This window comes from Dictyoglomus sp. DH (genome assembly GCF_055181375.1).
In genome coordinates this window covers 453,948-480,648 of the sequence record NZ_CM143706.1, presented here as the reverse complement: position 1 = coordinate 480,648, position 26,701 = coordinate 453,948, and the positions used below count along the sequence as shown (strand labels likewise).

The window sequence follows — 26,701 nt, the reverse complement described above, 5'->3', positions numbered from 1 at the left end:
TAAACCCTAAAAAGAAAGGAGTATGTATTATGTTAGAGGGGAAGAAATTTGCTGTTTTTAATGTAGCAAATAAAAAAAGTATTGCTTGGGCTATTTCTCAATCAATAATGAAATTTGGAGGAGAGGTTATTATTGGTTACCAAAACGAAAGATTAAGGGAAAATGTAGAAGAATTGATAGCTAACTTAAATCCAAAGCCACTACTTGTAGAATGTGATGTATCAAAAGATGAAAATATTGAAAAGGTAGTTGAAGAGATTGAGAAAAAAGTAGGTAAAATAGATGGATTTGTACATTCTATAGCTTATGCTCCATCTGACGCCTTAAAAAATCCCTTTATTGAAACTTCTAAAGAAGCATTTTTAACTGCAATGGAAATAAGTGTATATTCTTTTGTTGCTATGACAAGGATATTCAAAAGAATATTAAATAGACCTGCCAGTATACTTACCCTGAGCTATTATGGAGCTGAAAAGGTAGTTCCTAATTATAATGTGATGGGAGTTGCCAAAGCAGCATTAGAAGCTTCAGTTAGATATTTAGCCTATGATTTAGGAGAAGAAAATATAAGGGTAAATGCTATCTCAGCAGGACCATTAAACACCTTAGCTGCAAGAGGTATAGCTAAATTTAGTGACATGCTTGAATATCACAGAGAAAAAGCACCTTTAAAAAGAAATATTGAACATAGAGAAGTAGGAGATTCTGCAGTTTTTCTTTTAAGTGATCTTGCATCTGGAATAACAGGAGAAGTTCTCTATGTAGATGCAGGATACAATATTATGGGTATATAAATTTTGAGGAGGAAATAAATGAAATTACCAGAACTTAGAATTGGGGATTTAGTAGCCAAAATACCAATAGTACAAGGAGGTATGGCTGTTGGAATATCTCTTTCAGGACTTGCATCAGCTGTAGCAGAGGCTGGAGGTATAGGTGTAATAGGTACAGCAGGTATTGGTATGGATGAGCCAGATTTTTTTGAAAATTTTATTGAAGCTAATATTAGAGCGTTAAGAAATGAAATAAGAAAAGCAAAAGAAAAAACAAAGGGTATAATTGGAGTAAACATAATGGTAGCCCTTTCTAATTTTGTAGATATGGTAAAAACTTCAATAGAAGAAAAGGTAGATATTATTTTTTCAGGAGCCGGTCTTCCTTTAGACCTTCCTAAATATCTTATAAAAGAAGCAACCACAAAATTGGTCCCAATTGTCTCCTCGGCAAGGGCAGCTAAAATCATTGCCAAAAGTTGGATTGAAAAATACAATTATGTACCTGATGCTTTTGTAGTAGAGGGACCATTAGCAGGAGGTCATTTAGGATTTAAGAAGGAAGAATTAGAAGATCCTAATGTAACCTTAGAAAACAGATTAAAAGAAGTATTAGATGAGGTAAAAATCTTAGAAGAAAAATATGATAAAGAAATTCCTGTAATTGCAGGTGGCGGTATATATGAGGGAAAAGATATAGCAAAATTCATTAAATTAGGTGCGAGTGGAGTACAGATGGCTACAAGATTTGTCGCCACTCATGAATGCGATGCTGATGAAAAATTTAAACAAGAATACATAAGGGCTAAAAAAGAAGACATCGTCATTATAAAAAGCCCTGTGGGGCTTCCTGGAAGAGCCATAAAAAATGAGTTTTTAGAGGCAGTTGAAAGGGGAGAAAAGAAACCATACAAATGTGTATTTCAATGCATAAGGACATGTGACTATAAAAATACTCCATATTGCATAGCCTTAGCATTACTAAATGCCAAAAAGGGAAACTTAAAAGCAGGATTTGCTTTTGCAGGAGCTAATGCTTATAGGGTTGACAAAATTGTAAGTGTAAAAGATCTGATTAATGAATTAGTAAAAGAGGCGGAAGAGAATTTATGAAAGCTATAGATTTTACATTAAAAAATCAGAATGGTCAAAATTGGCAACTTCCTGATTATAAGGGTAAATGGGTAGTACTGTATTTTTATCCAAAAGATATGACATCAGGTTGTATAAAAGAAGCTGTAAATTTCTCAGAAAAGATCGAAGAATTCAATAAAAGGAATGTGGAAGTCGTGGGAATAAGCAAAGATTCTATAGAAAGTCATAAAAAGTTTGTGGAAAAATATAATTTAAAAATTACTCTCCTTTCTGATCCAAATATAGAGGTAATTAAACAATATAGGGCATGGGGAAAGAAGAAAATGTATGGTAAAGAGACGGAAGGCCCAATAAGAAGCACCTTTATTATCTCTCCAGAGGGAGAGATTGTATATTCATGGAAAAATGTAAAAGTAGATGGACACGTAGAAGAGGTACTCAGTAAATTAGACGAACTGATAGAAAAGAAATAACGTTATAATTTTTCCTCTACTACTTTATTCCTTAATACACCTACTTTTTCTACCACACACTCCACCACATCTCCAGGATTTATAGGAGCAATACCTGAAGGTGTACCAGTAGCTATAATATCTCCAGCCTCTAAGGTTAGATGTTTGGAAATGTAAGAAATAATTTGGGGAATTTTAAAGAGCATATTTTTAGTATTATCCTTCTGTCTTACTTCCCCATTTACTCTAAGTTCTATATTTAGGTTATGAGGTTCTTTTAAATCCTCTTTGAATACTAAAAAAGGACCTATAGGACAAAAAGTATCAAAACTTTTGGATCTAAACCAAGGATTAGTATTTTGAAAATCTTCTGCCTGCATGTCTCTGGCAGTAACATCATTTACAATAGTATAGCCAAGAACATAGTCCCAAGCATCCTCTTCTTTAATATATTTAACTCTCTTCTTTATTATCACTCCTAACTCTACTTCAGGATCTACCCTTGTAAGGAATGAGGGATAAACTATTTTATCCTCATGTCCAATAAGAGAAGATGGTGCTTTACTAAAAAAGACGGGCTCCTTAGGTATTTTATGTCCCAGTTCTTTAGCATGCTCAGAATAATTTCTGCCTAAGGCAAGAATTTTCTGAGGCTTTAATATGGGAGGAAGGTACTTAAATTTCTCTTCCGTAAGGGTATAAATAAAATTATGCTCAAGAATAAAATCAAACACTTTACTCAAATACTCACGAAGATCATCTATATAAAGAAGATCATCAATTTTATCCACATTCTTAGGAGTCTTTTCATATATGGACGAATATATATGGATAGCTTTAGAAAAATTTAACATTTTATCTTCATAAAAAAGGCCAACAAAATTTCTCTCTCCAGCCTTACAATTGGCAATCTTCATAAGCCTTCCTCCTTTTTTATCTAAAACTTGAAGATAATTATATCATATACTTTACATTTATAAATTTATATGGTATAGTTAATCCTATAATTAAGGTTATCTATATGTTTAGGTTTTTGAAAAACAAAGATAAAAGTGAAAGAAAATGCTTGAGAATCCTTTGGACCCACCAAATGAATTCTCAAGCATTTTTATTTTCCAGAAAGAGAGGTGAAGTGTACCGAGCAGTATCCTATTTGTTCCAAGTTCTCAAGGGTTCTGGAAATGCTCCCGTAAAAAGCTTTCCCAATTTAAAAAATCTAAAACTTTCCATGAGGTGAAAAAATGAGTAAGACTTTGTATGTGGGTAATTTACCTTGGTCTACAACAGAAGAAGAGCTAAAATCTATATTCTCAAATCACGGTACTGTATATTCTGCAAGAATTATCTCTGACAGAAATACAGGAAGATCTAAGGGATTTGGATTTGTTGAAGTAGATGACAATTCTGCTGCAAAAATGATAGCTGAACTTAACAACACAGAAGTAAAGGGAAGAAAAATTGTTGTTAATGAAGCAAAACCAAGGGAAGAAAGACCACGCGAAAGAAGAAATCGTGGTCAATAGTTTAGACTAATCTAAAATATTAAAATAAAAAGACCCCTCCTTTTGGAGGGGTCTTTTGTTTAGGTATATAATAATTAATAAAAGAACCAAAAGCTGGAGGTAAGATATATATATGAAGAAGTGGAAAATATTTGCAATAGGAATTTTAATACTCCTATTAGTACTTATAGCAGTAGGAGTTGGTGGATATTATTACATCCAAGGAAGTTATAACTACACTCCTACTAAAAATTATCCTTCTTTGGATAAAGTAGATCTCTTAGATGTAGCTCTAAATCATGTGGATAAAATAAATGTGGTTCTGCTTGGTGTAGATGAAAGAAAAGATGATCCTGGAAGATCAGATACCATAATGATTTCTTCCTTAGATCTTAAAAATAAAAAGGTATATATACTATCTATTCCAAGAGATACAAGGGTAAATATACCTAATTATGGATATACAAAGATTAATCATGCCTATGCTTATGGAGGAATTGATCTATCTCTGAAAACCATTGAAGAATTTACCGGTATTCCTATACATTACTATGTAAAGGTAAACTTTCAACAATTTGAAAAGTTTATAGATGCCATAGGCGGTGTAGATATAGAAGTAGAAAAAAGGATGTATTATAGGGATAAAACAGATAAATTCCTTGTAGATCTTAATCCTGGTCTTCATCATTTAAATGGTAAAGAGGCTTTAGGATATGTGAGATTTAGACATGATTTAACGGGAGACTTAGGAAGAATAGAAAGACAACAAAAATTTTTAAAAGCCTTATTTAAACAAGCAAAAGAGAAAGTAAACCTTATTAATCTTCCATATTACATATCACTTGCTGGCTCTATTCTTTCTACTAATATCTCACTTATGGAGGGTTTAGTGATAGCAAGTAAGTTTTTGGATATAACTGAAGAGGATATTAATACTTTTCTAATGCCAGGCATTCCCGAAAATATTAATGGAATAAGCTATATAATTCCCGATAGAAACAAGTTAGATGAGATATTAAATCAATATTTTAGAGTTAATAATACAAAGGAGGGGTGATGAATTTCTTGGAAAGTAGAGAAAAAGCCTTAAGAGTTGCTCAGATTGTATCGGAGAAAAAGGGAGAGAATATAGTAATTATTGATGTCTCAAAAGCATTAGGTATAACTGACTTTATAATAATATGCACAGGTACTACTCCACTTCAAAGAAAAGCAATTCAGAGAACTATAGAAGAAGAAATGGAAAAACTTGGATTTACACCAAGAGGAGTAGAAGGAAGAGAAGGTACTGGATGGACCCTTCTTGATTACTACGATTTAATAGTTCATATTTTCTCTCCCAGAGCAAGAGAGTTTTATGGTCTTGAGGAACTTTACCAAAATTTACCGAAAATAACAGAATTTTAGAATAAGAGACTAAATGCTTCATATCCCTATAGAATGGGAAGAGACCGCAAGAGAGCTCCTAAATGAGAAGGGTACTATTCTTGTCTTAGGACTCACAAATGCTGGTAAAAGTACATTTGTAAAATATCTTGCAGATTTGGGAATTCAGAATGGATTAAAAGTAGCAGTAATCAATTCCGATTTAGGACAAGCGGATATTGGTTTACCAGGTACCATTTCTCTTATCTATCCAGAAGGAGAAATATCAAGCTCAGAAAATATATTTGTAGATAGTTGGTACTTTGTAGGGGAAATTACCCCTGTAGGAAAATTTTTACAAGTAATAACAGGAGTAAGAAAGCTTCTTGATGAAGCAAAAGAAAAGGCAGATTTGATAATTATAAATACCTGTGGCCTTGTACAAGGAAGATTAGGAAAAATTTTAAAATACTACAAAACCTCTCTTATTAATCCAGATTTTATTGTAGGAATATACTTTTTAAATGAATTAGATTCATTATTAAAAGTTATAGGAAGATTTGCAAAAAAGGTTTATAAATTACCAAGAAGTCCATATGCAAGAGAAAGAGGACCAGAAGAAAGAAAAGAATTCAGGGAAAAAAGATATGAGAAATATTTTCAAGATAGTAAAATCTTAGTTTTTCCTCTTTTCTTAGTTTACTCTATAGATAAACACGTAGATTTCACAAAAGAAGACTACAGAGGAAGATTAGTTGGTCTTTTAGATAAAAGAGAGAGATTACTTTCTTTGGGAATTGTGGAGAACATAGATCTGGAGAAAAGAATCATATATATATTTACACCTTTAAAAAATCCTCAAGAAGTAAAAAGAATTGAAATTGGAGGGATAAAACTTAATATCATTAAAGAAACACAATAAAGGAGGAAGGTAAAAAGCCTTCCTCCTTATATTACTTATCTTCTTAAAGCAATATGTACTACACTTCCTAAAGGTACCTTTACTGCTTCCATGATAGCCTCTGGAAGAGTAGGATGGGTATGTATAGTATCTGCCACATCATCAAGGGTAAGATTGTTCTTAATAGCAAGGGCAAGTTCTGCTATCATTACAGAGGCTTCTGGACCCACTATTTGAGCTCCTATAAGTACCTTATCCTCTTTTCTTGCAACCACCTTTACAAGTCCATCAGTAGCATTCATGGTAACAGCCTTACCATTAGCAGTAAATGGAAATTCTCCTACTAGTACTTCCATACCTTGTTCCTTTGCTTCTTCCTCAGTTAAACCACAAACTGCAATTTCTGGGGTAGAAAATATAGCCCATGGTAGTACTCCATAATCCATTTTCTTTTCTTCCCCTGCAATAATCTCAGCCACTACTTCTCCTTCCTTCATAGCCTTATGAGCAAGTAAAAGACCACCTATTACATCTCCAATAGCATATATATTATCTACATTTGTCCTTAGATATTCGTTAACTACTATTCTACCTTTTTCAGTATTTATTCCTACATTTTCAAGTCCTATATTATCGGAATTTAATTTTCTCCCAATAGAGACAAGCACTTTCTCACTTTCTATAGTTTCTCCTGTGGATAAAGTAGAATATACTTTACTATCCTTAACCTCTATATTCTCTATTTTTGCCCCTGTCTTAATCTCAATTCCCTTTTTACTTAAAATTCTTTGTAGAAGAGCAGCAATCTTCTTATCCTTCAAAGTAGGTACCACTTGAGGCATCATCTCCACAATAGTTACTTTGGTACCAAAAGCATTATAAAAGTTTGCAAACTCTATACCGATAGCTCCTGCCCCTACAATGAGTATATCCTTAGGGATTTCTCTTAATCTTAAAGCATCATCGGATGTGAGCACATTTACCCCATCAATCTTAAAAGATGGAATTATAGCAGGCTCTGATCCTGTAGCAATAACAATATTATCTCCTTTAATTAATTCTTTTCCTTCCTTTGTTTCTACTTCTACTGTAGTATTATCAAGAATTTTCCCCTTTCCTTTTTTCAAAGTAATTTTTCTTGACTTGAATAGGTATTCTATACCTGTTACTAATTTCTTAACTACATTTTCTTTCCAATCATATATTCCATTCACATCATATCCAAAAGAATCAACCTTTATTCCAAATATATGTCCTTCTTTAATACTGTTATAAATCTCTGCACTCTTTAAAAGAGCTTTTGTAGGTATACAACCTCTATTTAAGCAAGTTCCCCCTAAATCTCTTTCTTCTATCACACATACTTTCTTTCCTAAATCTGCTGCTCTAATTGCTCCTACATAACCTCCAGAGCCTCCGCCTAAAAAAATTACATCATACTTTTCCATTTACTTGGGCCTCCTTAAGATATAATCAATTCGTTCTTTTCAATTAATTCTACCCAACCATTATAATCTATACAACTGTATATGCTATCTTCTTCCCTATATCCCCTGGCTTCTAAGTCTTCTTTTAATGTATACACAGAAACACCATCTTTTAAATATTCTTTACTCTTTTCATTTATAGCCCAAAATATTCCATCTTGCACCAAAATAACAACATCTCCTGGTTTTGTAATTTCCCACATCCTTTTGCTTATATTTTCAACAGGACTTTTCTTAATTACTATAAGTGCCATTTTTTTACCACCTCATTTAGAAGAAAATTACTCTATCAAAAGAATGTATAAAATCAGAAAGATTATCCTTCGAAATGATATTTGCCTTCCATTTAGGTTCCATATCTTCTTCCTTTATCTTTCTACTTTCCAAATCTTCCTTCACTACATATACAGGAGTTCCATATCTCTCCAAATATTTAAAAGAGAGAGAAAGAGAAAGACATCCAAGATTCTCAGGGTGAGTATTTTGGTTGACTGCAACCACAGCATCTTCCATTAATAAAATAGAAGGCTCTAAATCTTCACCATACATACCAAAAGCACTACGAAGAGCTTCGTTTACCCAAATAGATCCTCCTGGACTTTGATATACAACAAATAAAACTTTTTTCATTTCTGTTCCTCCTACGGCATCAAATTTATATATCTATCTGCATTAAAAATTAAAGATGCCATTTCAGGAACTCCAGAAAATTTAGGACCTTCTACAGTATTCTCAGAAGATATACCTCTATACTCAGCACACAATCCACAAATATGAATCTCTACTCCTTTTTCTGACAACTCTTTCATCTTTAAAGGAATATTTCTATCTACTCTAAGAGGTTTAACTTTTGAATTTACAGAAAGAACTGAATCAGCAAAAAGAAATATGGATACTTTATGCCCTCTATTCAAAGCTGCTTCTGCTAAATGGATTGCTGTATCTAAATCCTCATATGTATAGGGAGGAACATTTACTTGTATAGCAATTTGCATAGTATTTTATTCACCTCACTCATTGTTTCTTTTGATATAGATACCAATACATAAACCAATTTCCTAAAACAAAGAAAATAGTAGCCAAAATAGAACTTAAAGCAAGATGAGGAAGACCAGAAAGAACATGACCTATATTACACCCTGCAGCAACTCCTGCTCCAAATCCCATTAAAATACCACCCACTATAACCTGAACATAAGTCTTAGGATCTTTTGGAACCCTTAATTTGAACTCCTTATAAGCTAAAGCAGATATAAATGCTCCAATAATTATACCGAGAACTTCCATTCCAATCCAGTTATAGCTTGTTTCCGTTGTTGTTGCCCTTAACAAATTGATCCATCCTCCAGTAATACCTAAGGCATATGTCTTTTGAGAAAGATAACCAATGATTCCTACTATTCCAAGAGCTATACCACCTGTAATATAATTAAGCCCTGTAGTTTGTCTTTCAGTAGTCTTGGTACCCCATATATAGATAGCTAAAATAATTGCCCAAATTATAGCTATAATCCATGGATTAATCCCCAAAAGAGTTGCAAGAGTGGGATTTACCTTTCCATCTACTGCATTATATATACCTGGATCTTGTAAGTTAATAGTTATGGGCTTACCAAACCATGAATTCACAAAATTTAATTTTCCTCCTCTTACAGCAGAAGCTGTTATTCCAAAGGAAAGACCTGCTAATATAGAGGTTATATAACCCTCTCCAACTCTATATGTAACACCACTTGCACAACCACCAGCCAGTACCATTCCCATTCCAAATAAGAATCCACCTACAATCTGAGCAAGTGGGATAAAGGGTAAGGGATTAAGTTTAATAAATCCTAAGGAAGCTACCAAATGAAATCCTATAGTTTCTACTAGTATAGCTAATGCTGCCATTTTAAGTAGATAATTATCCTTACTAAATTTAACATCCCTAAAAGCAGAATTAAAACACATTCTTGATCTCTGTAAAACAATTCCAAAAAGTATTCCTACTAAAAGCCCTTGCCAAATCATAATATCACAACCTCCTTTTATAGTTTTTTAATAAGAATTCTCCATTCACTGGGACCTATCTCTTCAATTGCAAGAACTTCTCCTCCTACCTCTTTTACCCCTTGAGGAATTCTCTCCTTTGAAAGAGCGTAATCGATAAGTACTTCAAGGATCTCTCCAGGCTGCATCGTCTTTAGTTTTCTCTTTGTTTCCACATCTGGTACAGGACAAACTTCTCCTCTGACATCCAAGGTATAATTAGGTTTTACATCCATTCTAAAATCCCTCCTTTAATATTGTTAAAAATTTAACAATACATATATTACAATAGAAATTATAGCATTTCAATAATACAACACTTATTAAATTTCACAAATTCTATAGAAATATACCTTTATTTTTGATCTTTTATCCACAAGGCTATATCTTTAATTACATATTCTGGTATGTTCCCTACCTTGTTATATTCATCTGGCGTACTTTTTCCCGTACCTTCCATGAATAAGTGATTTAATTTAGGATATAACTTTAATGTAATATTCTCTTTGTTAGATAATACACTCCAACCCTCAAAGTCTTTTATAGTTACTTGATAATCCCTTTCTCCTTGCATAATTATGGCAGAAATATTTAATTCAGAAAGAGTTTTAACTGGGTCATGATTTTTTAAATCCAAAAAGTATTTAACAGGAGCACCTAATATATTCATGGATAAAGGGTATTTTGTTGCTAATTCTGGATCCTTTAGTTTTTCAATTTCCTTTTTTATCAATTCAAGTTGCTCCCTCTCCTTCTCATCCATTTTGCCATCTAAATTAGCAATATAATTAATCTGTTCCCATATTAAATCTTCTAATGGTCTTGTAGGTCCTGCCATGATAATAATTCCCTTCACATCCTTACTTAGGCTTGCTATTCTTGGTGCAAGCATTCCTCCTAAGCTATGTCCTAAAATAAATATCTTTGATTTATCAATTTCTTCTTGAGTCTTAACAAACTCTATGGCATAAAGAACATCTTCTATCACTTCTTCCATTACTGTGAAACCATCTTCATACTTAGAAAATTCTCGAGGATATACCTTTGTTCTTTTATCATATCTCAAAGTAGCAATCCCAAAACTTGAAAGCCCCCATGCCAAATCCCTAAATATCTTATTAGGTCCTATCGTCTCATCCATATCATTTGGACCACTTCCATGGACAAATATGACTACTGGGAATGGCCCTTCTCCTTTTGGTATAGTAAGCTTTCCAGGGAGAACAAAATCTTTACCAATTTTTAAATCCTTTTCTTCAAAAGCCTCAAGATTTACATATGGTGGTGGAGTGTTAAAGCTTTTTATTTGGGCGGGTAAAAAGAATAAACCAACAATATTTTTATTTAGAAAAACCATCTTGATATCTATATAAGCATTAGAAAATTTTGTTGTTAAGTATATAATTTTATAATTTCCAGATTCTTCAGTTCTTTCCTCAATTATACCCTCATAATTTCCTACTCCTTTTATTAGACTCTCCCATATATCTTTCAACTTGGAAGAAGAGATAACAGCAGATACTGAAGAATCAAAATATCCTACCGTCTTTTCATAATCACCTTGAGACATAAGATATACAAAATCCTTGGCTATGGATATCTCTTCTTGGGCAAAGGTCATAGTTATAATAGTAATAAGAGAAAGAATAAGGATAATATATCTTCTCATAAAATATTCCCCTTTAAAATTATATGTTCAATAATCTACTATACTCCTTATAATACTCCTTACAATTTTTTCCCTCTCACCCCAAATAAACTCTTTCAATCAATTATTAAGGCCCTCTATTAATTTATAAAAGAGTTTTTCCACCTCTTCTGGATCTGCCCCTCTTCTTACATAATAGAATATCATTCTTCTCAAACAATCATTTCTTAAATAATTTTCTGGCCTATTTATCGCAGTTATATATGATGGTATAGAAAATCTATTTTCAAGTTCCAATAAAAATTTTTGAAGTTTCTCCCATGCTCCAGGATCATCTAAGATATCACCAATGGTAGAATTAATATGATACTTTCTCTTAATTTGCTTTGTAGATTTCATAAATACTTTATCCTTGAGTACTATATCCCTGGATGATCTTCCTATTAGTATCTTAAACTCTCCTGTCTCTACATACCAATCCTTTATCTCCACATTGTAGTATGCAAAGGCCCTCTTATCAAGCTCAAAAGTAACCTCTTTTTCCTCCTTTGGCTCAAGCTCTATCTTTACAAATCCTTTTAATTCTTTATCTGGTCTTATTACACTACTTTTTACATCTCTTACATAAAGCTGCACTATCTCTTTACCTTTCATCTCTCCTGTATTCTTTACCTTTACCCTTACCTTTAATATCTCTTCATCAGTCATCTCTTTCTTGTCTAAAATTAGATCTGAATATTCAAAGGTGGTGTAAGAGAGGCCATGTCCAAAGGGAAAGAGTACTTCTATCTCCTTCTTGTCATAGTATCTGTATCCTACAAAGATCCCTTCTCTATACTCTACCTTGTCTCCTTCCCCTGGGAAAAAGAGATAGGAGGGATTGTCACTTAATTTCTTTGGAAAGGTTTCAGGAAGCTTTCCTGATGGACTTACAACTCCAAAAAGTACATCTGCCACTGCTCCTCCCCAGGCTTGTCCTCCTCTGTAGGTCTCAAGTATTGCCTTTACCTTATCTACCCATGGCATCTCTACTGGTGCTCCATTGCTGAGTACCACTACTACATTTTTGTTTATCTTTGCTATCTCCTCTATTAATCTGTTGTGATTCTCGGGTATCTTCATGTTAGGTCTGTCAAATCCTTCTGATTCGTATCTTTCAGGAAGTCCTGCAAAGATTACTACTACATCTGATTTCTTTGCTACTTCTTTTGCTTCTTCTATAAGGTTCTCATCTACTTCATCAGTCTCTATTTTGTACCCATCTGCATAAAGTATCTCTGCTTTTCCTTCTACAAGCTTTTTAATCTCTTCTACGGCATCATCTACCATGGTTGGGTTTACGTGGGCACTTCCTCCTCCTTGTATTTGAGGTTTTCTTGCAAAGGCTCCTATTAAACCTATCCTTACTTCTTTCTTTAATGGTAAGATCTTTTCTTCGTTCTTAAGAAGAACAAAGCATTCTCTTGCCACTTCTCTTGCAAGCCTATGATGAGCTTCTTTGTCATATGTGGCATTTTCCTTTTTATTCTCTATAGCTTTGAGGACAATTTTTAGTATTCTTTCTACTGCTTTGTCCAAAATCTCTTCTTTTAGTTCTCCTTTCTTTACTGCTTCTATGATCTTTTTGTCTCCCCAACCTCCATCATAAGGCATCTGTAAATCAAGTCCTGCTGATAGTCCTTTTACTCTGTCATTCACAGCTCCCCAGTCTGATACTACAAAGCCTTCAAATCCCCATTCTTCTCTTAATACCTTTGTTAAAAGAAATTCATTTTCAGAGGCATATACTCCATTTACTCGGTTGTAAGAGCACATTACTGTCCATGGTTTTGCCTCTTTTACTGCCTTCTCAAAACTGGCTAAGTAGATCTCTCTTAATGTTCTTTCATCTACTTCTGCACTTACTGTAAGTCTTCTATGTTCTTGGTTGTTAGCTGCAAAGTGTTTTATAGATGTTCCTACTCCTTCACTTTGTACTCCTTTTATGAAGTGTTTAGCCATCTCTGATGAGAGAAGAGGATCTTCAGAATAGTATTCAAAGTTTCTTCCACAAAGGGGAGATCTTTTTATATTTACTCCAGGTCCAAGTAGAATTTGTACATTTTCTGCCTGGCATTCTTCTCCAATAGCTTTTCCTACTCTCTCAATTAGGTCCCTATCCCAAGAGGCTGCAAGGCATGATGCTGGTGGAAAACAGGTGGCAGGTACAGTCTTGCTGAACATGGTTTCTTCTTTTCTTAGTCCATGAGGACCATCAGACATTCTTATTGATGGTATTCCAAGTCTTTCAATGGGTTTTGTGTGCCAGAAATCAAGTCCAGAACATAAAGAGGCTTTTTCTTCAAGGGTTATCTGTGAGATAAGTTTTTTTATATCCCTCTCCATTTAATATACCTCCTTACAATTTAAACTATTCTTTTCTTGCTAACTTTAAAGGTTTGCTCTTTTCTTTTTTCATTAAAAATATATTGATCATAAATAAGCTCTACAAAAGATCTATCAATCACTTCAACATACTCTGGGCTTATACCTTCTTCAAAAGATACTAAAACTTTATCAATAGTCTCATAGTCAACTCCCAAAGAAAATTCATCTGTAATTCCTGGTAATAGATCTGGAGAAGGAGTTTTATTAATAATCTTTTCTGGGACCTTCAACAACTTTGCAAGCTCTCTGACTTCCGTCTTATATAGATGAGATAATGGTGCTACATCAGCGGCATCATCTCCATACCTTACATAGTATCCTAAAAGTTCCTCTGTAAGATTAGTACAACCTACTACGAGAAAATTCTTTTTTTCTGCATAAAAATATAGGAGAATCATCCTCAATCTATGCTTTATCCTATAGTACGCAATACCCTCATAAAACCACCTAAATCTTTTACTATTCACTTTACCTCTTTGGGCAAAAAATATAGGTTTACCTAAGGATTTAGAATATTCCTCATAGAGATATCTTACCGCTTTTTTCTTAAGTGGTCTTAAAAGAAGCCAAAAAAGAGGAATAATCTTGTATACCCCTAGCACCCAAAGAGTATTTGTCAAACTAAATACTTTGTAGGGAACATCTAAGTTTCTAACTAAAAATAAGGCATCTCTAATGGAAGAAGGCTCAGAATCCATTTCAGGCATAATAAGAGCAAAAATCTTATCTTTGCCTACAGCTTCCAATAAAAGATACAATACAACAGCAGAATCAAGTCCTCCACTAACCCCTATAACATATCCATTCTTTCCCTCTTCGTCTAACTTTTCTCTTAAAAACTTTATTATTCTGTTTTTCTCTTCTAATAAACTCATTTTAAGAAATCTCTTTATATCTTCCCTTTAACAATAATATAATATTGAAAGTTCTTAACCACAATAAGGAGGTTTGGAAAGTATGTATAAAAAAGTTGCTATTGTAACTGGAGGAGGGCAAGGAATTGGAAAAGCCATAGCCAAAAAATTCTTGGAAAATAGCATCTTAGTAGTAATTGCAGAGATTGATGAAGAAGCAGGAAGAGAAACAGAAGAAGAATATTCATCCTTGGGAGAGATAAAATTTATTAAGACTGATGTATCCAATGAAGAAGAAGTCAGAAATATGATAGAAGAAACAGTAAATACCTTTGGGAAGATAAACTATCTTATCAACAATGCTGGGATTGGGATAAATAAACATATATCAGAACTCACCCTAGAAGAATGGAATAGAGTTTTAGGAGTAAATCTAACAGGAGCATTTTTGTGTAGTAAATATGCCTATCCTTACCTTAAAAAGGAGAAAGGAGTAATCATAAATATTGCATCCACAAGAGCTTTTATGTCAGAGCCAAATACGGAAGCTTATTCAGCATCAAAAGGTGGAATTTATGCATTAACTCATGCCCTTGCTATAAGTCTTGGCCCTGATATAAGGGTGAACTGTGTAAGTCCTGGCTGGATTGAAGTATCAGAGTGGAAGAAAAAGAGCTTAAGAAAACCCGCAGAACTTACAGAACTTGATCACAAACAACATCCTGTAGGAAGAGTAGGAAGACCTGAAGATATAGCAAGTCTTGTCCTATACCTAATATCAGATGACGCAGGATTTATTACAGGAGCAAACTTTATAGTTGATGGCGGAATGACAAAAAAAATGATTTATTTATGAACTACTTTAACAACTTATCAATGGGAAAAGGTATCTTGTTTTTATTTTTCAAAATAAATTCCCTATTTTTCCTATCTCTATATTGTACCAAAGCTCTTTGAAGTCTTCTTTCTTCATAGGTTTTTGCCACATATATTCTTTCCTTTCTATCAGGATGATACCCCGTATAAAATGCACAAGATGCTGGAGTTAGTGGCAATGGAGTATAATCCTGAATTTGCTCTAAATAATGGCCCAATCCTTTCACATAAATAGCAAGATCCCATGCATCTTTCAGTGTAGCTCCAGGATGAGAAGATATAAAATATGGAATAGCATATATCTCTTTCTTCAATTTTCTTTTTATTCCTTCAAATACTGCCATAAAACTTTCATAAACCTCAAACTTAGGCTTCTTCATAATCTCAAGGACATTATTCTTCACATGTTCTGGGGCTACAGACATATGTCCTCCTATATATCCTTCTTTTATGATCTCCCTTATATAATCAATATCTTTTAAGGCAAGATCATACCTTATACCTGAAGCGATAAACACATGCTTTACTCTTGGGATTTCCTTTATTTTTTTCAAAAGTTTAAGCTGGGGAGAAAAATCTATAACTAAACTTGGGCATATCTCTGGAAATAAACAATCTCTGTTAGTGCAAGATCCAGGTATACCATAAACCTTACATCTCAACCTATACATATTAGCAGTAGGTCCACCCACATCCGAAATCGTTCCATTGAATATCTTATGTTGAGAAAGGTTATATGCTTCTTTTAATATAGAGTCTTCACTACGAGATATTACTTGCCAACCTTGGTGAAGATTAAGAGAACAAAAAGTACAACTTCCAAAACAACCTCTATGGGAAATTATAGAAGTTTTTACTGTTTCAAAAGCTGGAATCTTTTCTTTATATAAAGGATGAGGAAGTCTTTGAAAAGGTAGAGAATATATTAAATCTAAATCTTTCTCAGAATATTCCATAGGAGGATTTTGTACAAGATATCTTTTTCCATCTCTTTGTATCAAAGTCTTTCTCTTTTTCATTCCATTTAGTAACATTCTACTAAAATCATGATATCTATCCTTATCTTGAGATACCTCTTCAAAGGAAGGAAGCATTACATAATCTTTTAATATTTCTTTTTCTACAAACTCTTTAAACTCTTTCTCACTAAGAGAATAAAGAATTCCTGGTACATTATATATGTCATACCAAGATTTACCCTTTGCAATAAGTTTTGCAATCTCTACTACTTGTTTTTCCCCCATTCCATAAATAATAATCTTTGCCCTTGAATCTAAAAGAATAGAATGTCTAATCTCATCATCCCAATAATCATAATGAGAAAATCGTCTTAAGCTTGCTTCAAGTCCCCCTAATACAATAGGTACATCAGGATACAATTCATGCACCACATTAGCATATACAATAACTGCTCTATCAGGCCTTTTACCATAAGTTCCCGATGGAGTATAGGCATCTTCCTTACGTCTTAATTTATTTGGAGTATAATTAGCCACCATAGAATCTACAGAACCTGAAGTAATACCAAAAAAGAGTCTTGGTCTCCCAAGTATTTTAAAAGAGTTTTTATCTCTCCAGTCAGGTTGAGGAATTATACCCACTCTAAAGCCATGATACTCTAAGACTCTACCAATCACAGAAGATCCAAAAGAAGGATGATCCACATAAGCATCTCCTGTAACGATTATTACATCCAATTCATCCCAACCTTTTCTCCTTACCTCATCCAGATTTATAGGTAAAAAATTAAACATCAGTACTCACACCTACAATTCTTATCTATGTTTCCCTCTTCAGTCTCAAGTTCGATAGTTGAATGATCTATCTCAAATTTGCATTTTAAAAGCTTTCTTACCTCTTCCACAATCCTCTCAGCCTTAGAAAGCATTTGATCCTCTAATACCACATGAGCAGAAAAAAGCAAATCTTTACTTGATATCTGCCATAAATGAATATGATGTACATTCTTAACTCCTGGTATCCTTGATATCTCTGAAACAATACTTTCTATATTTACGCCTTTTGGAGTACCTTCCATCAAAATATGAATAGTATCCTTTAAAAGATCTATTGAATTATAAAAAATGAAACCTGCTATGAGAAGAGAGATTATAGTATCTATATAATATAGTTTATAAAAAATTATGAAAATAGCTCCAACTATAACTCCAACAGAAGACAAAGCATCAGATAAAAGATGTAAAAAGGCCCCTTTAACATTTAAATTATGATGGGAATCCTCATGAAGAACGTAAGCCCCCAAAATATTACCTACAAGTCCAATCATACCTATGATAAATGTTTGTAAACCCTGCACTTCCTTAGGAGACCTCCATCTATGAAAAGCTTCTACAATCAAAAATAAAAATATAACAAGTAGTAAAATCCCGTTTAAAAGAGCAGCAAGAATTTCAACCCTTCTATATCCATACGTATGGTATTTGTTACTCTTTTTATTTTTTGAAATAAGTTCTGCAAGATAACTTATAACTAAGGCAAAAAAATCATTTACATTATGTAAAGCATCACTTACTAAAGCAAGACTTCCAGAGATAACACCCCCTATAATCTCTAAAAATGCCATGGACAGATTTAAAATCATAGCAATTAAAATCTTCCTTGCCATAAAATTTACCTCCAATATTGTACATATTCCTTAGTATTATCTACAAATATTCTCTTTATGGTCAATAGAGTCTTTTATTATATACAAATTTAATTTTTCATAATTTAAAAAATTATGTTATGATAGTATTAAAAATTTTTGGGGAGGGAAAAATTAATTTTCCTTCTCTCATTAAAATAACACTGTTGAAAGGAGAAATTTAAAATGTTTAAAAAATTATTTACTTTAGTCTCAATCATTCTAATCTTGTTTTCCCTATCGTTGAAACTTTCTTCAGCTCAGACACAAGAAATAAATAAAGGGAATTTACCTTTAAATGGAACTGTTACAAGTAACTTGAAATCTCCTATAAAATCTGACATATGGGAAATTTCCCTAAGTTCTGATGGCCTCCTTGTATTAACACTAACATCGGACAAAAATCTAAATGTAACACTACTATTATATGATACGGATGGGAAGAAAGAAATTGCTCGGGCAGAAGATAGTATAAGAAATGAAAAACTGGTAATAAGAAAAGCTTTAAAACAAGGTAAGTATTATGTAAAAGTAACCCGATGGTATGAAGAACATCAAGGAAATTACACGCTAACAAACAAATTTGAAAAGGATCCTTTAAAAAATGATATTGAGCCCAATGATAATGTAGACCTAAAACAAGGAATAGACGAGGCAAAAAATATTGAAATAAATTCCGAAATCACAGGTCATTTAGGATATTATGGAAATGGTAGTCAAGATAGAAAGGACTGGTATAAGATCACCGTACCTTCTAATGGAACCTTAAACATAGAATTTACAAGATCACCCTTCTTAATGATATCAGCTTATATTTATGACGTTAATATGGCACGAGAATTGACAAGAGATGAAAGCAGAAGAGGTAAATTTAACATATCATTAAATTTAAAACCTGGCACTTACTATGTATTAATACAAAGCTGGTGGGATGTACATTATGGAAACTATAAAATAGTGAATAAATTTAATCCTAATCCTCTTAAAGCAGATAAAGAACCAAATGATAACTTAGATTTAGCAAATAATATAGATCAATCTCAAGTTATAGAAATAAATTCTGAAGTTACTGGTCATTTAGGATATTACGGAAGTGGAAGCCAGGATAGAAAAGATTGGTATAAAATTACTATTCCTTCTGATGGATATTTAGAATTTACTGTAACTAATGATAGCACTCTCGGAACCAGTATTTTCCTTTATGATGTAGATGGTAAAAGAGAAATAATGAGAAATGAAACCTCGAGAGGTAAATACAACATGATATTTCCAAATATAAAAGCAGGCACTTATTATCTATTAATTCAAAGCATTTGGGACATTCATTATGGTGGTTACAAGATAGAGAACAAATTCATAACTAATCCTTTGAATAATGATGTTGAACCAAACGAAAAATTAGATTTGGAAAAAAATATTGACCAATCTCAAGAAATTCTGGTTAACTCAAAAGTTTCAGGACATTTAGGGTATTATGGAAATGGTAGTCAGGATAGAAATGATAGATTTAAAATAACCCTACCTTCAGATGGTTATTTGGAAATAACTATCACAAATGATGATTCTTTAACTACTTATGCTTTCCTCTATGATATAAATGGAAAAAGAGAAATTTTGAGAAATGAAACAAGAAATAGGAGTTATAAACTAATATATCCCAATCTAAAAGCTGGAACATATTATTTATTAATATCAAGTCTTTGGGACATCCATTACGGTGGCTATACTATAGAAAATAAATTTATACCTCAAAACATTAAAGGAGACAAAGAACCAAACGATAACATTAATAATGCTGTAGATGTAAGTATTCCATCTGTAATCTCAGGAACTTTAGGATATTATGGAAATGAAAAACAAGATAGAGATGACTTCTTCAAATTCCATATTCCTCAAGAAATGGACTTAGATATATATCTTACAGAAGAACCCACATTGATTACTTACATCTTCATTTATAATGAAAATAAACAAGAAATAGCAAGAAATGACATAGGAGTTTCTGATTACCAAATCTCTTTAAAATTAAAACCAGGCACATATTATATACAAGTAAATAGCATAGGAAACCACCTTTATGGTGGATACTACATAGGGTTAAACAAACAAGTTTCATCCCTTTTTATAGAAACCCCTAAAAAAGTAGAAGAAACAGTTAATATAGTAAAAATAACAAATCCTATCAACAATCATACTTATGCAGTTATAGATAAAAATCTAAGCTGGGAAGAAGCAAGAGATTTTTGCGAAAATATGGGAGGACATCTCGCCACTATTACATCCTTAGAAGAACAAAGATTTATTGAATTTCTCCTATCTATTTATGGTAAACAAAATGATTACTTCTTAGGAGCTAAATATGAAGAAGGGGAAAGAAAATTTAAATGGGTAACTGATGAGCCATTTGTATTCTACAATTGGGACGCTGGAGAGCCCAATAACTTGGAAGTAGAAAAATATTTAATAATATATAAAACGTTAGAAAAATTTGGAAAATGGGGAAATGTGCCAACTATTCAAAAGGGCTTTATCTGTGAATGGGAATAGTTAATAAGCAAAATTTGTGATCATTATAAAGCCTCGGATTTGAATCCGAGGCTTTCTTTTTATAATAACGGTTACAATTATATAAAATAAATACTTATTGTTGCATAAATGTATTATTAAATGTAAAATAATTACAAAAAATGAAAGGGGGTATTTTATTGACAAAATATATCACTATTACACTCTTTATACTGTTCTTAACTATCTCCATATCTGTCTGTCAATCAGAAATAACTATCCAAGCAGAAAACGGAATACTAAAAGGTACCTTTGTAGCAAAAACATTTCCAGGATATCAAGGCAGTGGATATGTGGATGGGTTCGATCAAGATGGTGATTCTTGCACCGTCATTGTAGAGGTACCAGAAGATGGTATGTATGAGATTATAATTGGATATGCAGCTCCATATGGATATAAAGAAAATTCCCTTTACGTAAATGGAGCCTTCCAAACAAATATAAAATTTAACCCATCTCAAAGCTTCAATACTGTATCAGGAGGATTAATACCATTGAAGAAAGGGAAAAATACCATAGGTATTGTAAAAAGTTGGGGATGGTTTTTGCTGGATTATTTTAAGATAAAAAAGGCGGAAATCCCAGCATTAAATCCTACTAATAAGCTGGTAACTCCAAATCCATCTCCTGAAGCTCAGAAATTAATGGATTACCTAATAAATATTTATGGAAAATATACCTTATCAGGACAACAAGGCTATAAAGACTCCTTTTATATCTGGACCTTAACTGATAAATTTCCAGCTATATGTGGTTTTGATATGATAGATTACTCTCCTTCAAGGGTTGAAAGAGGAGCCTCTTCCCGGGATGTTGAAGATGCTATAGATTGGTGGAAAATGGGAGGAATTGTACAATTTCAATGGCATTGGAATGCTCCAAAGGGACTCTATGATGTACCTGGAAAGGAATGGTGGAGAGGCTTTTATACGCAAGCCACAAGTTTCGATCTTGAATATGCAATGAATCATCCAGAATCTGAAGATTACAAGCTTTTAATAAGAGATATAGATGCTATAGCAGTACAACTAAAGAGACTACAAGAAGCAAAGGTTCCCGTCCTTTGGAGACCTCTCCATGAAGCTGAAGGAAGATGGTTTTGGTGGGGAGCAAAAGGTCCAGAACCATGCAAAAAATTATGGAGACTTCTTTTTGATAGACTTGTTAATTATCATAAAATAAACAATCTAATATGGATCTGGACCACTACTGATTCTCCTTCTGCCCTTGACTGGTATCCTGGAGATGAATACGTAGATATAGTCGGAGCTGACATATATCTAAAAGACAAAGATTATTCACCCTCTACAGGCATGTTCTACAATATCGTAAAACTTTTTGGTGGTAAAAAATTAGTAGCCATGACGGAAACAGGAACTATACCAGATCCTGATGCTATGGTTAAGGAGAAAGCTTACTGGGCATGGTTCATGACTTGGAGTGGATTCGAAAGTGATCCAAATAAAAATGAGCCCTCTCATATCAAAAAAGTCTTCAATCATCCTTTCGTTATAACAAAAGACGAGCTTCCTAAATTTATAGAAGAATAAAAAAATCCCCAAGGCTAAAAAGCCTTGGGGAACTTTTTCTTAATCTATTTTAATCTAGAAAGTTCTTGTTTTGCTAAAGATACTGACTCTTCATGAGTTTTTAAGAGCCATGGATGAGGAGGGCTATCTATAACCTTTTGAAACATTTCTTTTGCCAGATCCTTTTTATTCATTTTAAGATACAAATAACCAAGTTCTAAATAAACATTAGGATAAATAGGTGTATATTTTAAGGCTTCTTTCATATAATATTCTGACTTTCCATAATTATATAAGGGAAATGGTACATCCCTATATCTCATTCCCATAGCAAGAAGGGCAAAAGTTTTATATAAAGGATCTTCAAGAATCTCTATAGCTTTGCTTATATACCTATCAAAGTCTCCCAACATAAAAAGGCTTTGTATAATACCTTTATATTGGGCAAGTCTACCAATAGCTGCACCTGCAATATACCAAGCCCTTCCATTTTTGTCATCAAGTTTTATTGCTTTTTCCGCATAACTCCTTGCTTTTTCATACATTTTTTCTTTATCCTTACCAATAACTCCCCAATGTCCATACTCTAAATATGCATCTGCAAGTACCGTAAGAAGATAAGTATCTTTCTGAAGATTAGAGTCCTTTTCAAGTTCAGAGATAAGAGATATGATTTTGTTTACATCTCTATCTCTTCTTGCCTCATAAAAAAGATTATTAGCAGTCTGAAAATCCATAGAAAGTAAGATATTAAAAAGTAATATTAAAGAGAGACTTACAAAAAAGATCTTTCTCATAAACTACCTCCCCCTAAACTATTTTTCAGAGATAACAATCATTCTACGGGAAGAAATAGAAAGAGGACTACTATCATATCCCCCCAAGAATTTTACTACTTTTAATCCTACCATCTCTAAAAGTAGTTTAATCTCTGTAGGTGTATATACTCTTATAAAAAATGGCTTTTCCTTTATCCTACCATCTCTCATTATTATTCTCCTTGCATAAATTCTACTCTCCGTAATATCTATAAAATTAAAATCAATCATATAATTCCCATCTTTTTCTATAACAGTATAAGGTAAAAAATTCCTAAGAATAAAATCCCTATTACTTATATCAAGCAAAAATTTTCCACCTTTTTTAAGGGATCTTGCAGTATTTTTAAGAATTTTAAAATTTTCCTCATCTTCATAATATCCAAAGGAAGTAAACATAGATATTACCACATCAAACTCTTCATTATAATCCATATCTCTAACATCCTTTAAAATATAATTAACCTTTACACCCAACCTTTCCGCATCCTTCCTTGCCATATCTAAAAACTTGTCATTTATATCCAATCCAGTAACATCATGCCCTAATAATGCAAGTCTATTTGCATGCCTTCCATATCCACAAGCCATATCAAGAATTTTTTTTGGCTCTTTTAAATCAAGTTCCCTTCTTATAAAATCTACCTCTATTTGTGTCATTTCATCATTAAGCATATCTTCGTAAAAATATATGTAGTCTTCTGGGTCAAAAATTTCCTCCCAGTTGGGCTTAAAATCTTTCTTCATAAAAAATAAATAACCTCCTTTGGAAGGTTTTGATTTAAAAAAATTATACAATAAAATATCTATAATGAGTATTAACTATCAATAGGATTATAGTAGATAAAAGGTTCTTTATAGAGAGGCAAAAATAAAAAGCCCCCCTTTCGGGGGGCTTATTTTTTACTTCCTTCCTGTTGGCTTCAAGAATGGTAACATGTACTTGAAGTTAGGCCAATGATGATATGGTATACAATATGGATTTTCTGCTGTTGGATAATTGGTCCAGTAGTATTCATCATACCCTACTACTCCTGGATATGTGAATGTTGGAATTGTTGGCATATCTTGAGCTACTATCTTTAATCCTTCCATTCCTAATGCCTTGTTCTTTGGAGAATCCCAACTTACTTTTTGCATTTCTTTTATGATTTGGTCAAGTTTTGGATTAGTCCATCTACATTGATGGCCTGGATAGTATTCACCAAGTGGTCTGTAATATGCTGAATCAAATTGCTCAAGAGTTCTGTATAAGTCTGGATGTCCACCCCATGGCTCTCTTGCTGGCCATTGTCCTGATGTGGATACTTCAAAATCACCTACGTTCATCAATGTTCCGTCATTTTCTGTAGCATATACCTCAGTATCTATTCCAAACTTCTTCCACACTTGAGATAATGCAAAGGCATTCCTGAAGTTAACTGATGCTGGGTTGGGTGGTGTTAATATGGTGATCTTCCATGGTTTACCTTCTGGTGTTAACCATTTTCCATCTTTATCTCTCTTGAATCCATTCTTTATAAGTAACTTCTCCGCCACATCTGGTGCATACTTATACCAACCTAACCCAAATATCTTTCTAATTTCATTAGGATCACTTGGTACATTGTATCCTCTCTTCTTTGCATATTCTGCTATCCTCATTGGCACATCTGGATCATATACTTTAAATGGTTTTCCATCTACTGTAATTGTTAGATTCTTTAACCATGGTTCAAGTGGCTTGAAGTACCATTCCATATAAGCTGGAGTTGCAGGTATATGTAAGGCTGATACTGTTACTGCTCCATCATAAGCAAGTCCTACATACTCTACTATATCTATTGCTAATGTTAATGCCCATCTCACTTCCTTATTATTCCATGGAGCCTTTGCATTGTTAAATATTACTCCACTTACACATGGGTCTACGTTCACTATGTATGGGAATTCTTTTCTATATGCCCTTGCATATTTATTTGTTGATAATACTGATCTCAATCCTTCCATAGTTAGATCTGCCATGTCTAATTGATGGTTATTCATTGCAAGTACTTGTTTTTCTGTTGGTCCATAGTAATAGAAGAGTACATATTTAGGTTGTGGCATTCCAAAGAGTTTTCCTGTTGGTGTCCTTTGCCAGTCTTCTCTTCTCTGCCAGAGTACCCAGTATCCACCTGGATCATAGCTATGTAATACATATGGTCCAGAACTTATTGGTGGTTTGAAATCAAAGGATATAGGATCTTTTACTTTCTCAAATACATGTTTTGGTAATGGCCTACAAGCTCCCCATCTATCTAAGAAATAGGCATGGAATCTGGCATTGGGCTTCTTCAATTCAAATACTACAGTATATTTGTCTGTTTTGTATACTCTTTTTACATATTCAGTAAAAGTAGCATTGTATCCTAATTCCTGATATTTCATAATAAGTTCTACAGTATAAACCAAGTCATCAGCTGTGAATTCTACTCCATCACTCCAGTAGCATCCCTCTCTTAATTTTACTACCATCTTTGTAAAATCACTGTTATATATTGGCTTTTCTTTTGCAAGAGCATTTATAACCTTTCCAGTTGCTGGATCTACTATCCATATTGGTTCAAGCATTAATTGTTGTATTCCTCTATCGGGTGATCTCCATGTGGCTGGCCATACATTAAAGTTGTCTGGTGATCCAATTCTTCCACTTAATATATTAGCTACTATAGTTTCATTTCTTGGTACATTTGGTCCTAATTGTGAAAAGGCTGTTTGAGATAATGTGAATACCATTAACAACACTAAACTCAAGAAAACTAACTTCTTCATAAAATCACTAACCCCCTAACTTAATTTTTTGAGAAACGTTTTGATACATAGAGAAAAAACCTTTTTCTTCTTTTTCCACCTCCCTTTAAAAACTTATACGCAATCGTTTGTAGAATATTATATACCTAAAATCAAAAAAATACAATAAAATTTTTAATCAAAAAATACTTTACTTATTTATATACAACATACTCTCAATAATTACAGAAAAGGAAAGTAAAAGAAAGGATAAAAGATAAAAAATATCTACCCAATTAGATATACCATAATTCCCAAATATATATGAAAAAACAATATCAGCAATTGTACATGCAGATATACCAAGAATAAAGTAAGCATAACTCTTCGCTACTTTACCACCCCAAAATTGAATCATAAGCACAAAAGCTAAAACCAGTAAAATAAAATCACCAAGAAGATAAAAAACATTTAAGGTCTTCTCAAGCCAATGAGTGTTAGAAACTAAAATCGGAAGTACAACTTGCTGAATAAGAAGGCCTAAAAATACCAATGATATTATTATAATCATAAACTTTTCAGAAGGATTTAACTCAATCCTCAAAAGCCTTATAAAATAGGAAAGAAATATGAAAGCAAGAAGATAAAAAAGAGCATAAAAAATATCAGATATACCAGGAAAAGGAGCCTCTTGATTCAAAAATATGGCATAAAAATTCCAAATTGTATCACCTACGAAGAGAAAGATTAAGCTCAAAACCAAGAAAAACCAGCCAATCCAACCTTTCCATCTACGGTCCACTTTAAGAAAGTAATAAAGGGCAATTCCCAAAGAGAGAGTAATGGAAAACTGATAAAGAATTGGATAGAATCTTTGTTCCACCAACAAGAAACTTACACCTAAAAATACTAAAAATGGAAGTAAAAAGAGAATAATAAATAAAATACTAAGCCTTTTATATGTCGTATTCAAAATCCCTTCCCCC

General features: G+C 33.0%; 26 protein-coding genes. 10 read left to right on the top strand and 16 right to left on the bottom strand.

What is annotated here, in order from left to right; translation table 11 throughout:
* Nucleotides 1-26 precede the first annotated feature (26 nt).
* From ACY3JJ_RS02240 to ACY3JJ_RS02230, 3 genes are read left to right on the top strand one after another with little or no spacing between them, the layout of a single operon-like run.
* Nucleotides 27-794, top strand: a complete 768-nt coding sequence (locus ACY3JJ_RS02240) for an enoyl-ACP reductase FabI (protein WP_463092571.1) — start codon at nt 27-29, stop codon at nt 792-794.
* A gap of 18 nt (nt 795-812) precedes the next feature.
* Nucleotides 813-1,886 carry an NAD(P)H-dependent flavin oxidoreductase gene (locus tag ACY3JJ_RS02235; protein ID WP_463092174.1) on the top strand — a complete coding sequence of 358 codons (1,074 nt, stop codon included), beginning with the start codon at nt 813-815 and terminating at the stop codon, nt 1,884-1,886.
* Complete coding sequence (locus tag ACY3JJ_RS02230) at nt 1,883-2,341, top strand: peroxiredoxin (RefSeq protein WP_463092173.1); 459 nt, start codon at nt 1,883-1,885, stop codon at nt 2,339-2,341. Before ACY3JJ_RS02235 ends, ACY3JJ_RS02230 begins: the two co-directional genes overlap by 4 nt.
* 2 nt (nt 2,342-2,343) lie before the next feature.
* Here ACY3JJ_RS02230 and ACY3JJ_RS02225 read toward each other — a convergent pair whose 3' ends face one another.
* Nucleotides 2,344-3,237 carry a fumarylacetoacetate hydrolase family protein gene (locus ACY3JJ_RS02225; protein WP_463092172.1) on the bottom strand — a complete coding sequence of 298 codons (894 nt, stop codon included), beginning with the start codon at nt 3,235-3,237 and terminating at the stop codon, nt 2,344-2,346.
* 324 nt (nt 3,238-3,561) lie between these two features.
* Between ACY3JJ_RS02225 and ACY3JJ_RS02220 the strand changes: the two genes are divergently transcribed.
* From ACY3JJ_RS02220 to ACY3JJ_RS02205, 4 genes are all read left to right on the top strand, one after another.
* The gene (locus tag ACY3JJ_RS02220; RefSeq protein ID WP_148805220.1) at nt 3,562-3,843 is read left to right on the top strand and encodes an RNA-binding protein; all 282 of its coding nucleotides are present in this window, start codon (nt 3,562-3,564) and stop codon (nt 3,841-3,843) included.
* A 112-nt stretch (nt 3,844-3,955) separates the two neighbouring features.
* Nucleotides 3,956-4,879 (top strand): LCP family protein, encoded by a 924-nt coding sequence (locus tag ACY3JJ_RS02215; RefSeq protein WP_463092171.1) that lies wholly within the window; start codon nt 3,956-3,958, stop codon nt 4,877-4,879.
* Complete coding sequence (gene rsfS, locus ACY3JJ_RS02210) at nt 4,879-5,229, top strand: ribosome silencing factor (protein ID WP_463092170.1); 351 nt, start codon at nt 4,879-4,881, stop codon at nt 5,227-5,229. Before ACY3JJ_RS02215 ends, rsfS begins: the two co-directional genes overlap by 1 nt.
* Nucleotides 5,230-5,242: 13 nt before the next feature.
* A complete protein-coding gene (locus ACY3JJ_RS02205) occupies nt 5,243-6,109 on the top strand; it encodes a Clp1/GlmU family protein (RefSeq protein ID WP_463092169.1) in 867 nt (288 codons plus the stop codon).
* Nucleotides 6,110-6,144: 35 nt separating this feature from the next.
* Here ACY3JJ_RS02205 and lpdA read toward each other — a convergent pair whose 3' ends face one another.
* The 9 genes from lpdA to nadE all read right to left on the bottom strand — a co-directional run bounded on the left by lpdA (nt 6,145) and on the right by nadE (nt 14,553).
* Nucleotides 6,145-7,536, bottom strand: coding sequence for a dihydrolipoyl dehydrogenase (gene lpdA, locus ACY3JJ_RS02200; protein WP_463092168.1), 1,392 nt, complete (start codon nt 7,534-7,536; stop codon nt 6,145-6,147).
* Nucleotides 7,537-7,550: 14 nt separating this feature from the next.
* Nucleotides 7,551-7,829, bottom strand: a complete 279-nt coding sequence (gene tusB, locus ACY3JJ_RS02195) for a sulfurtransferase complex subunit TusB (RefSeq protein WP_463092167.1) — start codon at nt 7,827-7,829, stop codon at nt 7,551-7,553.
* Nucleotides 7,830-7,845: 16 nt separating this feature from the next.
* Nucleotides 7,846-8,205: a DsrE family protein gene (locus ACY3JJ_RS02190; protein WP_463092166.1), complete on the bottom strand. Its 360-nt coding sequence runs from the start codon at nt 8,203-8,205 to the stop codon at nt 7,846-7,848.
* Between the two features lie 11 nt (nt 8,206-8,216).
* A complete protein-coding gene (locus ACY3JJ_RS02185; RefSeq protein ID WP_463092165.1) occupies nt 8,217-8,570 on the bottom strand; it encodes a DsrE/DsrF/TusD sulfur relay family protein in 354 nt (117 codons plus the stop codon).
* A gap of 19 nt (nt 8,571-8,589) precedes the next feature.
* Nucleotides 8,590-9,585: a thiosulfate transporter TsuA gene (gene tsuA / locus ACY3JJ_RS02180; RefSeq protein WP_463092164.1), complete on the bottom strand. Its 996-nt coding sequence runs from the start codon at nt 9,583-9,585 to the stop codon at nt 8,590-8,592.
* 17 nt (nt 9,586-9,602) lie between these two features.
* Entirely contained in the window at nt 9,603-9,839 is a 237-nt protein-coding gene (locus tag ACY3JJ_RS02175) for a sulfurtransferase TusA family protein (protein ID WP_463092163.1), read from the bottom strand.
* Nucleotides 9,840-9,958: 119 nt separating this feature from the next.
* Nucleotides 9,959-11,272: a DUF3887 domain-containing protein gene (locus ACY3JJ_RS02170; protein WP_463092162.1), complete on the bottom strand. Its 1,314-nt coding sequence runs from the start codon at nt 11,270-11,272 to the stop codon at nt 9,959-9,961.
* A 99-nt stretch (nt 11,273-11,371) separates the two neighbouring features.
* Nucleotides 11,372-13,636 (bottom strand): glycoside hydrolase family 3 C-terminal domain-containing protein, encoded by a 2,265-nt coding sequence (locus tag ACY3JJ_RS02165; protein ID WP_463092161.1) that lies wholly within the window; start codon nt 13,634-13,636, stop codon nt 11,372-11,374.
* Nucleotides 13,637-13,656: 20 nt separating this feature from the next.
* A complete protein-coding gene (gene nadE, locus ACY3JJ_RS02160) occupies nt 13,657-14,553 on the bottom strand; it encodes an NAD(+) synthase (protein WP_463092160.1) in 897 nt (298 codons plus the stop codon).
* A gap of 82 nt (nt 14,554-14,635) precedes the next feature.
* Here nadE and ACY3JJ_RS02155 point away from each other — a divergent pair, with 82 nt between their 5' ends.
* Nucleotides 14,636-15,388: a glucose 1-dehydrogenase gene (locus tag ACY3JJ_RS02155; protein ID WP_463092159.1), complete on the top strand. Its 753-nt coding sequence runs from the start codon at nt 14,636-14,638 to the stop codon at nt 15,386-15,388.
* 1 nt (nt 15,389) lies between these two features.
* On the opposite strand, the gene ACY3JJ_RS02150 is transcribed toward ACY3JJ_RS02155, so the two are convergent.
* Both ACY3JJ_RS02150 and ACY3JJ_RS02145 read right to left on the bottom strand, forming a co-directional pair.
* Complete coding sequence (locus ACY3JJ_RS02150; protein WP_463092158.1) at nt 15,390-17,162, bottom strand: YgiQ family radical SAM protein; 1,773 nt, start codon at nt 17,160-17,162, stop codon at nt 15,390-15,392.
* The gene (locus ACY3JJ_RS02145; RefSeq protein WP_463092157.1) at nt 17,162-18,034 is read right to left on the bottom strand and encodes a cation diffusion facilitator family transporter; all 873 of its coding nucleotides are present in this window, start codon (nt 18,032-18,034) and stop codon (nt 17,162-17,164) included. The genes ACY3JJ_RS02150 and ACY3JJ_RS02145 overlap by 1 nt, the downstream gene beginning before the upstream one ends.
* Before the next feature lie 204 nt (nt 18,035-18,238).
* Here ACY3JJ_RS02145 and ACY3JJ_RS02140 point away from each other — a divergent pair, with 204 nt between their 5' ends.
* Both ACY3JJ_RS02140 and ACY3JJ_RS02135 read left to right on the top strand, forming a co-directional pair.
* Nucleotides 18,239-20,599 carry a C-type lectin domain-containing protein gene (locus ACY3JJ_RS02140; RefSeq protein WP_463092156.1) on the top strand — a complete coding sequence of 787 codons (2,361 nt, stop codon included), beginning with the start codon at nt 18,239-18,241 and terminating at the stop codon, nt 20,597-20,599.
* Between the two features lie 158 nt (nt 20,600-20,757).
* Nucleotides 20,758-22,167, top strand: coding sequence for a glycosyl hydrolase (locus ACY3JJ_RS02135; protein WP_463092155.1), 1,410 nt, complete (start codon nt 20,758-20,760; stop codon nt 22,165-22,167).
* 44 nt (nt 22,168-22,211) lie between these two features.
* Here ACY3JJ_RS02135 and ACY3JJ_RS02130 read toward each other — a convergent pair whose 3' ends face one another.
* The 4 genes from ACY3JJ_RS02130 to ACY3JJ_RS02115 form a co-directional block, all read right to left on the bottom strand.
* Nucleotides 22,212-22,943, bottom strand: coding sequence for a tetratricopeptide repeat protein (locus ACY3JJ_RS02130; protein ID WP_463092154.1), 732 nt, complete (start codon nt 22,941-22,943; stop codon nt 22,212-22,214).
* An 18-nt stretch (nt 22,944-22,961) separates the two neighbouring features.
* Nucleotides 22,962-23,711 (bottom strand): class I SAM-dependent methyltransferase, encoded by a 750-nt coding sequence (locus tag ACY3JJ_RS02125; RefSeq protein ID WP_463092153.1) that lies wholly within the window; start codon nt 23,709-23,711, stop codon nt 22,962-22,964.
* Nucleotides 23,712-23,867: 156 nt separating this feature from the next.
* Entirely contained in the window at nt 23,868-25,757 is a 1,890-nt protein-coding gene (locus ACY3JJ_RS02120) for an ABC transporter substrate-binding protein (protein ID WP_463092152.1), read from the bottom strand.
* A gap of 169 nt (nt 25,758-25,926) precedes the next feature.
* The gene (locus tag ACY3JJ_RS02115; RefSeq protein WP_463092151.1) at nt 25,927-26,688 is read right to left on the bottom strand and encodes a hypothetical protein; all 762 of its coding nucleotides are present in this window, start codon (nt 26,686-26,688) and stop codon (nt 25,927-25,929) included.
* Between the last annotated feature and the right edge of the window lie 13 nt (nt 26,689-26,701).

Excerpts from the sequence above, each read along its gene's own strand:
- ACY3JJ_RS02235 (WP_463092174.1), top strand. The coding sequence starts at position 813 with ATGAAATTACCAGAACTTAGAATTGGGGATTTAGTAGCCAAAATACCA.
- ACY3JJ_RS02230 (WP_463092173.1), top strand. The coding sequence starts at position 1,883 with ATGAAAGCTATAGATTTTACATTAAAAAATCAGAATGGTCAAAATTGG.
- ACY3JJ_RS02225 (WP_463092172.1), bottom strand. The coding sequence starts at position 3,237 with ATGAAGATTGCCAATTGTAAGGCTGGAGAGAGAAATTTTGTTGGCCTT.
- ACY3JJ_RS02220 (WP_148805220.1), top strand. The coding sequence starts at position 3,562 with ATGAGTAAGACTTTGTATGTGGGTAATTTACCTTGGTCTACAACAGAA.
- ACY3JJ_RS02215 (WP_463092171.1), top strand. The coding sequence starts at position 3,956 with ATGAAGAAGTGGAAAATATTTGCAATAGGAATTTTAATACTCCTATTA.
- rsfS (WP_463092170.1), top strand. The coding sequence starts at position 4,879 with ATGAATTTCTTGGAAAGTAGAGAAAAAGCCTTAAGAGTTGCTCAGATT.
- ACY3JJ_RS02205 (WP_463092169.1), top strand. The coding sequence starts at position 5,243 with ATGCTTCATATCCCTATAGAATGGGAAGAGACCGCAAGAGAGCTCCTA.
- lpdA (WP_463092168.1), bottom strand. The coding sequence starts at position 7,536 with ATGGAAAAGTATGATGTAATTTTTTTAGGCGGAGGCTCTGGAGGTTAT.
- tusB (WP_463092167.1), bottom strand. The coding sequence starts at position 7,829 with ATGGCACTTATAGTAATTAAGAAAAGTCCTGTTGAAAATATAAGCAAA.
- ACY3JJ_RS02190 (WP_463092166.1), bottom strand. The coding sequence starts at position 8,205 with ATGAAAAAAGTTTTATTTGTTGTATATCAAAGTCCAGGAGGATCTATT.
- ACY3JJ_RS02185 (WP_463092165.1), bottom strand. The coding sequence starts at position 8,570 with ATGCAAATTGCTATACAAGTAAATGTTCCTCCCTATACATATGAGGAT.
- tsuA (WP_463092164.1), bottom strand. The coding sequence starts at position 9,585 with ATGATTTGGCAAGGGCTTTTAGTAGGAATACTTTTTGGAATTGTTTTA.
- ACY3JJ_RS02175 (WP_463092163.1), bottom strand. The coding sequence starts at position 9,839 with ATGGATGTAAAACCTAATTATACCTTGGATGTCAGAGGAGAAGTTTGT.
- ACY3JJ_RS02170 (WP_463092162.1), bottom strand. The coding sequence starts at position 11,272 with ATGAGAAGATATATTATCCTTATTCTTTCTCTTATTACTATTATAACT.
- ACY3JJ_RS02165 (WP_463092161.1), bottom strand. The coding sequence starts at position 13,636 with ATGGAGAGGGATATAAAAAAACTTATCTCACAGATAACCCTTGAAGAA.
- nadE (WP_463092160.1), bottom strand. The coding sequence starts at position 14,553 with ATGAGTTTATTAGAAGAGAAAAACAGAATAATAAAGTTTTTAAGAGAA.
- ACY3JJ_RS02155 (WP_463092159.1), top strand. The coding sequence starts at position 14,636 with ATGTATAAAAAAGTTGCTATTGTAACTGGAGGAGGGCAAGGAATTGGA.
- ACY3JJ_RS02150 (WP_463092158.1), bottom strand. The coding sequence starts at position 17,162 with ATGTTTAATTTTTTACCTATAAATCTGGATGAGGTAAGGAGAAAAGGT.
- ACY3JJ_RS02145 (WP_463092157.1), bottom strand. The coding sequence starts at position 18,034 with ATGGCAAGGAAGATTTTAATTGCTATGATTTTAAATCTGTCCATGGCA.
- ACY3JJ_RS02140 (WP_463092156.1), top strand. The coding sequence starts at position 18,239 with ATGTTTAAAAAATTATTTACTTTAGTCTCAATCATTCTAATCTTGTTT.
- ACY3JJ_RS02130 (WP_463092154.1), bottom strand. The coding sequence starts at position 22,943 with ATGAGAAAGATCTTTTTTGTAAGTCTCTCTTTAATATTACTTTTTAAT.
- ACY3JJ_RS02125 (WP_463092153.1), bottom strand. The coding sequence starts at position 23,711 with ATGAAGAAAGATTTTAAGCCCAACTGGGAGGAAATTTTTGACCCAGAA.
- ACY3JJ_RS02120 (WP_463092152.1), bottom strand. The coding sequence starts at position 25,757 with ATGAAGAAGTTAGTTTTCTTGAGTTTAGTGTTGTTAATGGTATTCACA.